A 13,619-nucleotide genomic window follows, 5' to 3' on the forward strand; every position below is an offset into this window, starting at 1 on the left:
GGAGCCCCGTCACCCGTTGCTCTGTGACGCCTACTGGCCGGCGTCCCCGGCAGCCTCCGCGGGTAGCAGGACGGCCCCGTCCTGGTCCCGCAGTGCGGCCAGCAGACCGCGCAGTCCGGACTCCAACCGGGCGATCTCGGCGTCCGTGATGTGGACGGACGGCTCCAGGCGCAGGGTGTTCGTGGCGCTGGCGGTCGGCAGGATCCGAAGGGCGTGCACGCGCAGCAGGTAGCCGGACAGCACATAGCCGAGCAGTCCCGCCCGGGACTGCTCGGCTATGACCGCCGAAGAGGAACCGGACTGGTCGTGGAACTCCAGGCCGATCATCAGGCCCTTGCCGCGTACGTCCTTGATGACGTCCCCGAACTCGGCCTGCAGCTTGCGCAGCATGTCGAGGATCCGGTTCCCGCGTTCCACCGCCGTGCGGTAGACCTTCCCGTCCTCCGCCTCGAGCAGGTCCACCGTCCGGCCGGCGATCAAGGTCGAGAAGGCGTCCTTCGCGAAGGTCGAACTGTGCACGAGCTCGAACTCCTTGCGGTAGCGGGAACCGCGCACCAGCGTCATCGCGGCCTTGGCGATGCCTCCGCCCAGGCTCTTGGCCAGCGTGTAGTAGTCACCCCGCAGGCCCAGGTGCGAGCCGGCGAAGAAGGCGCCGGTGCGGCCCATGCCGCTCTGTATCTCGTCGACGATGATCGGGCAGTCGGCCGCCGCGCACGCCTGCTGGATGCGCAGCGCGCCGTCCCGGTCGAACAGCCTGATCCCCGCCTCGCCCTGGACGGGCTCGAGGATGAACGCGGCGACGACCGGCATCTCGCGTTCGACGACGCGCACCGCACGGCCGTCGACGGTGAGGTCGAACAGCGTCCTGCGCTCCGACTCGAGGGTCTTGGCCAACGCGTCCGGCTCGTGCACCGGTACGAACCGGCACTGTGCCGCCAGCGCGCTGAACGGCGTGCGGAAACCGGCGTTGTGGGTGAGCTGGACACTGCCGACCAGCTTGCCGTGGAACGCTCCCTCCGGGGCGAGGAACACCGGTGGGGCCGACATGCGCTCGCCGTTGACGGCCCTGATCGCGGCGACCACCTCGTCCAGCGGGGCCTCGGCGGGCACCGCTGCCTCCGTGCCCAGTTGCCGGTGTACGTCGTCGACCACCACCTCCGCGCCGCCGCCGACGGCCGCACGAGTCTTCTCGATGTTCGCGTCGATGCGCTCGGCCAGTTCGGCCAGCTTCGCGACCCGGTCGAACTCGGCGTGCTTCATCGCTGTCTCGACCGCTTCGGCGCCACTGTTGGCGAAGATCGCGGCATAGTCGTCCGACGTCCCGAACTCGCGCTTGATGATGGCATTGACCTTCAGCGCGAGGTCGTTCGCGTACGGGTGCTTGGAGAACTGGGCGTGCACCGGAACCCCCTGGTCGAGGAGCTCTTTGGCGTAGGCGACGATGTCCGGGTTGTTGTGTCCGATGATCGTCGAACCGTATCCGCCGACGAGGTCGAGCACCGACACCTCACGACCCGTTCCATCACGGTAGAAAAGTGTGTCCTTTTCTGCTCTGGAATAGTGGACGCTCAGTCCGAGAGAAGCGAGCAGACCCCCGAGATAGGGTTCCGCGAGTTCGCGTTCGTCAATCTCCGGGCTCATTTTCGCTCCAGTTCCGTACTTCGATACCTACTTTTTCCGGACTGTACCTCCCGGTGCTAATGGGCCTGTAATCGGACGCTCACCGGTGCATCAGCCGACGGTCACCGCATGTCGCTTCGCGAGGAAAGAACGCGTAATTACTGGGCCGTGGCAGAGCTCGGGTGACAATGCGGAGGCTGTGATCTGCATAAAGAATTCTCCGGGAAAGGAAAAAACCGTGCACGGTACCGAGGAACCGGCTGGTGCCTCGCTTGAGGCGGTCCTGGGAGCTGAGGGCGCGTGAGCACTGACGAGAAGCAGCTCCGCCAGTACCTCAAGCGTGCCGTCGCCGAAGCCCACGCCAGCCGCAGGCGTCTGCGAGAGATCGAGGAGAAGGAACGCGAGCCCATCGCGATTGTCGGGATGGCGTGCCGCTACCCCGGCGGCGTGGACTCGCCGGAACGGCTGTGGCAGCTGGTGACCGACGGCGTGGACGCGGTGACCCCCTTCCCGGAGCACCGTGGCTGGCCCCTGGACCGGCTCTACCACCCCGACCCGGACACGGTCGGCAAGTCGTACACCGACCAGGGCGGGTTCCTGCACGACGCGGACCGGTTCGATCCGGAGTTCTTCGGAATGTCACCGAGGGAGGCCCTGGCCACCGATCCTCAGCAGCGGCTGCTGCTCGAGACGGCGTGGGAGAGCTTCGAACGGGCCGGGATCACCGCCGAGTCGGTCCGCGGCAGCAGAACGGGCGTGTTCATCGGATCGATGTACCACGACTACGGGGCGCGTCCGTATCTGCCGCCGGAGGAGTTCGAGGGCTACCTGTACAGCGGCAGCGCGGGCAGCGTGGCCTCGGGCAGGCTGGCGTACGTCTTCGGTCTGGAGGGACCAGCCGTCACCATCGACACGGCCTGCTCCTCGTCCCTGGTGGCCCTCCATCTCGCGGCCACCGCACTGCGCCGGGGCGAGTGCGACATGGCCCTGGCCGGCGGTGTCACAGTGATGTCCACGCCGCAGGCGTTCGTGGAGTTCTCCCGGCTGCGCGGTCTGTCGGCCGACGGACGGTGCAAGTCCTTCGCGGCCTCCGCCGACGGCACCGGCTGGGCCGAGGGCGTCGGCCTGCTGCTGGTGGAACGGCTCTCCGACGCCCGGCGCAACGGCCACCAGGTGCTCGCCGTGATATCCGGGTCGGCGATCAACCAGGACGGTGCCAGCAACGGGCTCAGCGCGCCCAATGGTCCCGCGCAGGAGCGGGTGATCCGCCAGGCGCTCGACCACGCCGGCCTGTCCGCGGACGACGTCGACGTCGTCGAGGCGCACGGCACCGGAACGCCCCTGGGCGACCCGATCGAGGCCAACGCCCTGCTCGCCACCTACGGCCGGGGCAGGCCGCAGGACCGGCCGCTGAGGCTGGGATCGCTCAAGTCCAACATCGGCCACACCCAGGCCGCCGCCGGAGTCGGCGGTGTCATCAAGATGGTCAAGGCCATCCAGCACGGCGTCATGCCCAGGACTCTGCACGCCGACGAACCGACGCCGCACGTCGACTGGGACACCGGTGCCCTGGCCCTGCTCACCGAGGCGCAGGACTGGCCGGCCCTCGACCGGCCGCGCCGCGCCGCCGTGTCCGCTTTCGGCTTCAGCGGGACCAACGCGCACGTCATCGTCGAAGAGCCGCCGCAGCCCGCCCCGCAGGAGCCCGCCGAGCCGCCGACGCCTTCGGTCCCGTCCCCGCCGCCGGTACTGCCGTACCTGCTGTCGGCCAGGTCCCCCGAGGCACTGCGCGCCCAGGCCGAACGCATCGGCGGACTCCTGGCCGAACGCACCGACCTCGACCTCACCGACCTGTCCTACTCGCTGGCCACCACCCGTTCGGCACTGCGGCACCGCGCCGTGGCGGTAGCGGCCGACCGGGAGGAGTTGCTCGACGGCCTCGCCTCGCTGGCGGACGAGGGCGGCGGCGCGATCCTCGGCACCAAGGACGAGGGCAGGCTCGCCTTCATGTTCACCGGCGGTGGTGCCCAGCGCATCGGCATGGCACGCGAACTGGCCTCGGCGTTCCCGGTGTTCGCCGCGGCCTTCGACGAGGTGTGCGCGGCGCTCGACGAGCACCTGCCCCGTCCGCTGCGCGAGGTGATCGAGACCGGCGACGAGCTGGACCAGATCGACTACACCCTCGCCGCCCTCTTCGCGGTCGGGGTCGCCCTGTTCCGCCTCCTGGAGACGTGGGGAGTGCGTCCGGACTACCTGGTGGGCCACTCGACCGGTGAGCTGATCGCCGCCCACCTCGCGGGTGTGCTGTCGCTGTCGGATGCCGCGGTCCTGGTGACCGCCCGCGGCCGCCTGATGCGGTCCCTGCCCGAAGGCGGCGCCATGATCGCCGTCGAGGCGACCGAGGAAGAGGTGCGCGAGACCCTCGACGCGGACGGCCGCGCGGTGATCGGCACGATCAACGGCCCGCGCGCGGTGGTGCTCTCGGGCGACGAGGACGCCGTTCACGCCGTCGCCGCGCTGTGGAAGGAACGGGGCCGGTCCATCAAGGTGCTGCCGATCCTCCGCGCGTCGCACTCGCACCGGATGGACCCGATGCTGGAGGAGTTCCGCACCATCGCCGAGAAACTGACCTTCCACCGGCCGAAGTTCGGGATCGTCTCCACGGTGAGCGGCCAGGTGGACTCCGGGGACGGATGGACCTCGGCCGACTACTGGGTGCAGCAAATCCGCAGGCCGGTCCGGTTCCTGGACGCGGTACGCACGCTGGAGGCAGAGGGCGTCACCACGCTGCTGGAGCTGGGTCCCGACGGAGTCCTGTCGGCGATGGCGGCCGCCAGTGTCCTCAACGAGGAGACGCTTGCGGTTCCCGCCATGCGCAAGAACAAGCCGGAGCCGCAGACGGTGGTCAACGCGCTCGGCGTGCTGCACGCCCGGGGCGTACCGGTCGACTGGCAGGCCTTCTTCGCCGGGACCGGTGCGCGGAAGGTCGACCTGCCGACCTACCCCTTCCAGTCCGAACGGTACTGGCTGGACCCGCTGGCGCCCGCCGGACGGGACGCGCAGCTCGACGGGCCGGGCCCCGTGCACGGGGCGCTGCACCAGGTCGGCTGGGTACCGGACGTCATCAGGCCGTCCGCCCGGGCGGCGGCCTGGGCGAAGCTCGGGCGGTCCGGCGGCGAGGCCATGGAGTTCCCCGCCTACGAGGACCTGGCGTCCTTCGGGAAAGCACTGGAATCCGGGACCTCGGTGCACGCCCTCGTCGTCCCGCTGGGACCGGACCCGGACACCGCTCCGGCAACGGGCCGGGACCCGCGGCCGGCCGACACCCTGCATCGGCTGACCCAGCACACCATGGCCCTGGTCCAGCAGTGGCTGACCGACGTCCGCTTCGCCGGCATCCGTCTGGTCGTCGTCACCAGCGGCGCCGTCGCCACGACGGACACCGAGGCACCCGACCCGGCGGCCGCGGCGCTGTGGGGCCTGGTCCGCTCCGCTCAGTCGGAGGCACCCGACCGGATCGTGCTGGTGGACACCGACGCCGGCATGGGCGCGGAGCCCGTCCCGGCGGCCCTGCTCTCCGCCCTGCTCTCCGCCGACGAGCCCCAGGCCGCCGTCCGGGCCGGTGAGGCCCTGGTCCCCCGGCTGAGGAGGATCCGCCCCTCCGCGGTGCGCACCGGGTCGGAGGGTCCGGTCTGGGACCCGGACGGCACCGTGCTGATCACCGGTGGCACCGGTGTGCTCGGCGCCACCGTAGCCCGCCACCTCGTCACCGAGCACGGCGTCACGCGTCTGCTCCTGGCGAGCCGCTCCGGCGCGCGGGCGGCGGGAGCCGACAGCCTGCGCACCGAACTGACCGGGCTCGGCGCCACCGTGGACATCGCCGCCTGCGATGTCGCGGACCGCGAGGCCCTCGCCGCGCTGCTCTCCGGGATTCCCGCCGACCGACCGCTGCGCGCCGTCGTACACGCGGCCGGAACGCTGGACAACAGTCTGCTGCCGGCCATGACCCCGCAGCAGCTGGACTCCGTCCTGCGTGCCAAGGCCGACTCCGCATGGCACCTGCACGACCTGACGCGCGAGGCGGACCTGTCGGCCTTCGTGCTGTTCTCCTCCACCGTCGGCCTGTTCGGAGGACCCGGTCAGGCCAATTACGCAGCCGCGAACGCGTTCCTCGACGGGCTCGCCCAGCACCGTCGTGCCCACGCGCTGCCCGCCACCTCGCTGGCCTGGGGCCCGTGGGACGTCGACGGCGGCATCAACGCGGGCCTGAGCGACATCGACCGCGCCCGGTTGGCCAGGGACGGCTTCGCCGCGATCGGGGCCGAGGACGGGACGGCGCTGTTCGACGCCGCGATCTCGACGGCCCTGCCCGCCGTGGTCACCACGCCGCTCGACCTGGACGCGCCGACGGCGCTCGACCGTGTGTCGCCGCTGCTGCGAGCGCTGCTGCCCGCCCAGAGCCGTCGGCCGGCGAGCGGCACCGAGGTGCCGATGGTGCAGCGGCTGTCCGGGCTGAGCGATGCCGAGCGCGCGGAGTTCGTCCTCGAGCTGGTCCGCGGCCGGGTGGCCGCGGTCCTGGGCCTGGGCGACCCTGCCGCGATCAACCCCGAGCAGCCGTTCCGGGAGCTGGGCTTCGACTCGCTCACCGCGGTGGAGATGCGCAACAGGCTGAACACGGTCACCGGTCTGCAACTGCCGGCCACAGCGGTGTTCGACCACCCCACTCCCGCGAGGATGGCAGAGTTCCTGCTCAGCCGACTCGCCGCCGACCCCGCGGCACGACCGCCATCGACCGTGCTCGCCACGCTGGACGAGCTGGAGGACGCGCTCACGGCAGGGGACGCCGGCGACATCGACGGTGACCGCGACGAGATCACCGTCCGGCTCCAGACCCTGCTGTCACGGTGGCTGGAGACCGGTGCGGAGCCGGGGGACGGAGCCGAGGCGACATCGGCCGACCCGCTCGAATCGGCATCGACCGCCGAACTGCTCGACTTCATCGACAACGAGCTCGGTCGCGCCAAGCACTGACTCCCGCCCGACTCCTGGAACAGGTAACCCACCATGGTGGATGAGAACAAGCTCGCGGAATATCTGAAATGGGTCACCGCCGACCTGCACAAGGCGCGCCGGCGCATCGCGGAACTGGAGTCCGGCCGGACGGAGCCGGTCGCGATCGTGGGTATGGCCTGCCGCTACCCGGGAGGCGTGCGCTCGGCGGACGACCTGTGGCGCCTCGTCGTGGACGGCCGGGACGGCATCACCGCATTCCCCACCGACCGCGGATGGGACATCGACGCGCTCTACGACCCCGACCCGGACGTGGCGGGCACCACCTACACACGCGAAGGCGGCTTCCTGGGCGGGGCGGGGGAGTTCGACGCCGGGTTCTTCGGCATCTCGCCGCGGGAGGCGCTGTCGATGGACCCCCAGCAGCGGGTGCTGCTGGAGACCGCCTGGGAGACCTTCGAGCACGCCAGGATCGACCCGACCGCGCTGAAAGGCACCGACGTCGGTGTTTTCGTCGGCGCCGTGGAGCAGTCCTACCTGGGGCTGGACGGCCCGCAGGAGTTCGAGGGCTACCTGCTGACGGGCAAGCTCGGCAGCGTCGTCTCCGGTCGGGTCTCCTACGCGTTCGGCTTCGAGGGCCCCTCCATGACCGTCGACACGGCGTGCTCGTCGTCCCTGGTCGCCATGCACCTGGCGGCGCAGTCGCTGCGCACCGGGGAATCAGCCCTCGCCCTCGCCGGTGGCGTGACGATCGCCGGAACCCCCGGTGGGTTCGTCGACTTCTCCCGGCAGCGGGGCCTGGCTCCCGACGGCCGGTGCAAGTCCTTCGCCGCCTCCGCCGACGGCACCAGCTGGTCCGAAGGCGTCGGGCTGGTCCTGCTCGAACGGCTCAGCGACGCCGTGCGCAACGGGCACCGGGTGCTGGCCGTCCTGCGTGGGTCGGCGGTCAACTCCGACGGCGCGTCCAACGGACTCACCGCCCCCAGCGGCCCCTCGCAGGAACGGGTCATCCGGACCGCGCTGACCAGCGCGCGTCTGGACGCCGCCGACGTGGACGTCGTCGAGGCGCACGGCACCGGTACCCGGCTCGGCGATCCCATCGAAGCCCAGGCTCTGCTGGCCACCTACGGCGCCGCCCACGCCGCCCAGCGTCCCCTGTTCCTGGGCTCGTTGAAGTCCAACATCGGGCACTCGGTGGCGGCCGCCGGCGTGGGCGGCGTGATCAAGATGGTCCAGGCGCTCCGGCACGGCGCGCTGCCGCGCACGCTGCATGTGGATGAACCGACACCGCTGGTCGACTGGTCCGCGGGAGCGGTCGAACTGCTCACCGAACAGCGACCGTGGCCGCAGACGGGCCGACCGCGCCGAGCGGCGGTCTCCTCGTTCGGCGTCAGCGGCACGAACGCGCACCTGATCCTTGAGCAGGCGCCGGAGGAACAGCAGACCAGGACCGCCGGGCCGGCACCCGCGTTCCTTCCCATCGCGCTGTCCGCCAGGAGCCAGTCGGCCCTGTCCGCCCAGGCCCGCAACCTGATCACGTTCCTCGGGGACCATCCGGGCCTGTCGCCGGTGGACGTGGCCTGCTCGCTGGCCACCACGCGCGCAGCCCTGCCGTACCGGGCCGTGGCGGTCGGTTCGGACACGGACTCGCTGCTCGCGGCACTGCGTCCGCTCGCCGAGGGCCGGGCCCGCACCGTGACCACCGAGTTGCCGGGCAAGAACAGGCTGGGATTCCTCTTCACCGGCCAGGGCGCTCAGCGGGTCGCCATGGGCAGGCGGCTCTACGAGGAGTTCCCGGTCTACGCCGAGGCGTTCGACGAGGTCTGCACCCACCTCGATCCCTACCTCGAACACCCGCTGCGCGACGTCCTTCAGGACGAGAGCCGGCTGACGGAGACGGGCAATGCCCAGCCGGCGCTGTTCGCGCTGGAGGTCGCCCTGTTCCGCCTGTTCGAGGCGTGGGGCGTCACCCCGGACTTCCTCGCCGGTCACTCGATCGGCGAGCTGTCCGCCGCGCATGTGGCCGGGGTGCTGTCCCTGCCGGACGCGGCGGCCGTGGTCTGCGCGCGGGGCCGGCTCATGCAGGCGCTGCCACCGGGCGGAGCGATGGTCGCCCTCCAGGCCACCGAGGACGAGGTCGCACGCCTGCTGCGAGGGCACCCGGCCGTGGCGATCGCCGCGGTCAACGGCCCTGTGTCGACGGTGGTCTCCGGCGACCGTGACGCGGTCGAGGAGATCAGCCGGACCGTACGGTCCTGGGGCCGCCGCACCAAGCAGCTGACGGTCAGTCACGCGTTCCACTCGCCGCTGATGGACCCGATGCTGGAAGAGTTCGGCCGGGTGCTGCGCAAGGTCACCCTGAACGCACCGGCCATTCCGCTGGTGTCCACACTCACCGGCGGTCTCGCCACGGAGGAGCAGCTCCGTTCCCCGGAGTACTGGGTCGACCAGGTCCGCCGGCCCGTCCGCTTCCACGACGCGATCCGCACCCTCGCCGAACGCAACGTCACCGCCACCCTGGAGCTGGGTCCGGCCGGAGTGCTGTCGGCCATGGTCGCCGAGAGCGCTCCGATCACCGCCGTGGCAGCGGTGCGCACCGGGCAGGACGAGGCACACGACGTGGTCGCGGCGCTGGGCGGGCTCTGGTCCGCCGGGGCCGCCGTCGACTGGTCCGCCTTCTTCGCCGGCAACGGAAGGCGGCCGGTGGATCTGCCGACCTACCCCTTCCAGCGGGAGCGTTACTGGCTGAGGCACACCCCTGCTGCGGCCGCTCCGGCGACGACCGAGCCCCGTGCGCAGGACTCGGTGCTCCACGTCGACTGGACCTCGTTCATTCCGGCCGCACCCTCCGAGCCGCCGGCCCTGGCCACGCTGCGACTGGCCGGAGTCGACCTGGCCGACCGGCCGGAGCTCACCGTCGGCGTGTCCTTCGACGATGTGACGTACGCGCTGACCGCGCTGGGTTCGCACGCCCCGTTCGACGCGCTCCTCGTGCCCGCGATGTTCTCCCCGGGCGGTGACGTGCCCGGGCGGGCCGAGGCAGCCGCGAGCGAGCTGATGACGGTGGTCCAGTCATGGCTGGCGGACGAGCGGACCACCGACACCCCGCTGGTCGTCCTGACCCGGGGAGCCGTGTCGACCGACCGGAGCGGCGCGGAGGTCTCGGACCTCGTCGCCGCACCGCTGTGGGGGCTGCTGCGTTCGGCGCAGTCGGAGGCGCCCGGCCGGATCGTGCTGGTCGACGTGGACGAGGACCCTGCCTCACCGGCGGCCGTGCCCTCGGTCCTGGCCTCCGGTCAGGCGCAGAGCGCGCTACGGTCCGGCCAGGCGTTCATACCCGGCCTGGCCGCGGTCCCGCCGGGCGACGAACCGCGCAGCGGCACCCGGTGGCGTCCCGACGGCACCGTGCTGATCACCGGGGGGACCGGCGCGCTCGGTGGGCTGTTCGCCCGCCACCTGGTCCGCACGCACGGCGTGACCCGGCTGCTGCTGGTGAGCCGCCGGGGACCGGCGGCGGCCGGCGCCGACGAGCTGGCCGCCGAACTCACCGAGCTCGGCGCCCAGGTGCGCGTCGCCGCCTGCGACCTCGCCGACCGGGAAGCGCTCGCCGCGCTCCTCGGGACCATCCCGCCCGAGCACCCCCTCACCGGCGTCGTGCACGCGGCCGGTGTGCTCGACGACGGCATGATCCAGGACCTGACGCCGGACCGGCTGGCCGCCGTACTGCGGCCCAAGGTGCACGCCGCGTGGAACCTGCACGAACTCACACTCGATCACGACCTCGACGCCTTCGTGCTGTTCTCGTCCGTCGCAGGCATCATCGGCGGCACCGGCCAGGCCAACTACGCCGCGGCCAACACCTTCCTCGACGCGCTGGCCTGCCACCGATCCGGACGGGGACTGCCGGCGACCTCGCTGGCCTGGGGGCTGTGGGCGCACGAGAACGGCATGAGCGGGCATCTCACCCGGTCCGAACTCGACCGGATCGCCCGCTCCGGCCTGCTCACCATCACCGAGGACACCGGACCGCGGCTGGCCGACCTCGCGCTCCAGGCCGGTCCGCCCGCGCTGGTGGTCACCCCGGTCGACCTGACCGCACTGCGGTCCAACGCCAGGCGGGCCCCGCTGCTGCTGCGTCGTCTGGTCCAGGACACCTCCGCGGGTTACGGCGGGGAGTCCCGGACCGAGGACGAGCTCCTGCCCGAACGGCTGGCGGGACTGGCTCCGGCGCGCCGGCGCGCAGTCGTGGCGGACTTCATCCTGCGGGAAGTGGCGTTGGTGCTCGGGCACTCCGCACCGGGCGCGATCGACGCGCACCAGCCCTTCGCCGCCGTCGGCTTCGACTCGCTCACCTCTGTGGAGCTGCGCAACCGGCTCGCGGACGCCACCGGCCTGCGACTGCCTCCGTCGCTGATCTTCGAGTACCCCACTCCCACGGAGCTGACGGAGTACCTGTGCACCCTCCTGGCCGCCGCGACCGGCGGGACACCTGAGGCCGCCGACGTCGATCTGGCCGCCGAGGTCCACCTCGACGAGGACATCCGGCCGGCCGACGAGATCCGCCGGGTGGCTGCCGACCCCGAGGAGATCCTGCTGACCGGCGCCACCGGCTTCCTCGGCGCCTTCCTGCTCCGCGACCTGATGCGGTCGACCACGGCCCAGGTGCACTGCCTGGTACGGGGGACCGACCAGGCCGAGGCGACACGCCGGTTGCACGAGAACCTCAAGTGGTACGAGGTCTGGAAGGACATCGACCCTGACCGGCTCACCGTCGCCGTCGGCGATCTGGAGGCCCCGCGCCTCGGCCTGACCGAGGCCGCGTTCGACGCACTCGCCCGCCGGGTCGACGTGGTCTACCACGCCGGCGCGACGGTCAGCTGGGTGCGGCCCTACACGGCCCTGGCGGCGGGCAACGTGGGCGGTACCCGGGAGGTGCTGCGCCTGGCCGCGGCACACCGGACTGTGCCGGTGCACTACGTGTCGACGACCGGGGTGTTCCCCGCACCCGGCCCCGATGCGGCACCGGCCGGCGTGACCGACCCGACCGGCCCCGGCCACCTGCTGCACAACGGGTACCTGCAGAGCAAGTGGGTGGCCGAACAGGTCATCGAGCTCGGCCGCAGCCGCGGCCTGCCCGTGTCGGTGTACCGCGTGGACGTCGTGTGCGGCGACCGGGTCACCGGAGCCTGCCAGACCAAGGACTTCGTCTGGCTGAGTCTCAAGGGACTGCTCGAGGCCGGGGCCGTACCCGACAGTCTCGCCGGCGTCCTGCACATGGTTCCGGTGGACTACGTCAGCTCCGCGATCGTGTCCCTCTCCACACGCGAGGAAACCGCGAGCCGGACCTTCCACCTGTACAACCGGCAGGACCAGACGTTCACGCAGTTCGTCGAGCACCTGCGGTCCTTCGGGTACGACCTGCCCGAGACGGACTGGGATGCGTGGTCGGCCCGGGTCCGGTCGGACCGCAAGAACGCCATGGTCCCGCTGCTGGACTCGTTCGAGGGCATGAACGCGGGCAGCGGCACGACCACCTACCCGCCGATCGACGTCTCGGACACCGAACACGCACTGCGCGGTACCGGCATCGAATGCCCGTCGATCGACCGTGAACTGTTCGCCACCTACGTGGACTTCTTCGTCCGCGCCGGCTACTTCCCGGCCACCGGGTTCCTCCATGACGCGGCGAAGTGATCCATCGCGGACTGACCGCCGGCCCTGTCGTCGATGTGATCGACCGCGCGTCCGGCTCCCCGCCCGGCTCGTGGCGGGAGCTCCCCGCAAGGGCACCGCGGGCCGACGCGACTTGGGCATCGTCAGAACGCATTGAGCTGCGAGTCCTGTGCTCGGTGTGCTGGGCGAGCCTGGGGTCGTCAGGGTGTCCGGGGGGTGTGCTGACTTTCTTCCTGGCGACCTGTGGGAGCGGGTGGCCCCGCTGCTGCCGCCCGCTCCCCAACTGCGCCGGCCCCACCACGGGCGGCTGCGTGTTCCCGACCTGAAGCCCCAGCGCGACAGTGAAACCGCGGCGACGACGAGCAGGCGGCGGGTTCGATGGATCGGGAAAACGAGATGCTGACCGTGATCGTCATCAGGCAGCCGGTGCGGCGAAGTACGCCTTGTCCAGGAGGGCCGTGGATACCGCTGCGGCCAGATTCCGGCGTGGGCGTCGCTTTGGCGTAGGCCCCGCGCCCGACTGGCGATCAGGCCGAGCGACCTGGCCCGCCGCACCCTCCTTCGAGCCTCGGGCTGAACTCAACCACCTTGGTCAACAGGCAAGTTGAAAAGATTTCGACCCGGGCCGGTGATATTGTTTGTTGCCATGGACAAGAAAGCCGTTACCAGGCTGGTCGAAAAGTACATCGCGATGTGGAATGAATCGGACAACCGGGTTCGACGGGCTTTGGTCGACGACGTCTTCACCCAGAATGCCTCCTATACCGATCCGACTGTCGACGCCCACGGCGTCGCGGCCATCGACGAGTACATCGACGCCGCGCAGAAGAACTTCACCGGAATGCTCTTCACTTACGGCACGGTGCTGACGCATCACGACGCCGTCCACTTCACGTGGCAGGTCGGCCCGACGGGTGGTGCGCCGGTGGTGAGCGGTTCCGACGTCGCGTGGCTCGAGGGAGACCGGATCGCCCGGCTGTACGGCTTCTTCAATGGGTTCTGAGAGGACGTCCCGCTTGTATGCGGGTAATGCCCGTTCGCCCGGTTCAACGGGATGCCACATGCTGGACGGTGGAGCGAACGGCATGCGATGACCGGCCATATGGCCCGCCCACCTCATCGGCGAGAACGCCCTCTCCCGGCGGCGGCCCCGCAGAGCCTCACCACGCGCAGATTCCGGAATGGAACAACGGGAGAAAGCGACCTCTGACACCCTTGGTTGACAGGCGACGACAGTGGTCCCGGAGTTCATGGGCGAACTCCGGGACCGCGCGCATTCTGGATGACCAATACCAGTACGGGCACCTGTGACGCCG

3 protein-coding genes and 1 pseudogene are annotated in these 13,619 nt (G+C 71.0%); 3 read left to right on the forward strand and 1 reads right to left on the reverse strand.

All coding sequences use genetic code 11. From position 1 onward, the window contains the following. Positions 1-30: 30 nt before the first annotated feature. A complete protein-coding gene (locus EF387_RS35185) occupies positions 31-1,641 on the reverse strand; it encodes an aspartate aminotransferase family protein (protein WP_128380659.1) in 1,611 nt (536 codons plus the stop codon). Between the two features lie 291 nt (positions 1,642-1,932). On the opposite strand from EF387_RS35185, the pseudogene EF387_RS48745 reads away from it, so the two are divergent. From EF387_RS48745 to EF387_RS35205, 3 genes and pseudogenes are all read left to right on the forward strand, one after another. Further along, positions 1,933-6,651, forward strand: a pseudogene (locus EF387_RS48745) (type I polyketide synthase); the annotation flags it as partial. A gap of 36 nt (positions 6,652-6,687) precedes the next feature. Continuing rightward, complete coding sequence (locus tag EF387_RS35195; protein WP_420802657.1) at positions 6,688-12,324, forward strand: thioester reductase domain-containing protein; 5,637 nt, start codon at positions 6,688-6,690, stop codon at positions 12,322-12,324. Between the two features lie 625 nt (positions 12,325-12,949). Further along, positions 12,950-13,306 carry a nuclear transport factor 2 family protein gene (locus EF387_RS35205; protein WP_128380663.1) on the forward strand — a complete coding sequence of 119 codons (357 nt, stop codon included), beginning with the start codon at positions 12,950-12,952 and terminating at the stop codon, positions 13,304-13,306. The last annotated feature ends 313 nt before the right edge of the window (positions 13,307-13,619 follow it).

This window comes from Streptomyces cavernae (genome assembly GCF_004023625.1).
Lineage (GTDB): Bacteria > Actinomycetota > Actinomycetes > Streptomycetales > Streptomycetaceae > Streptomyces > Streptomyces cavernae.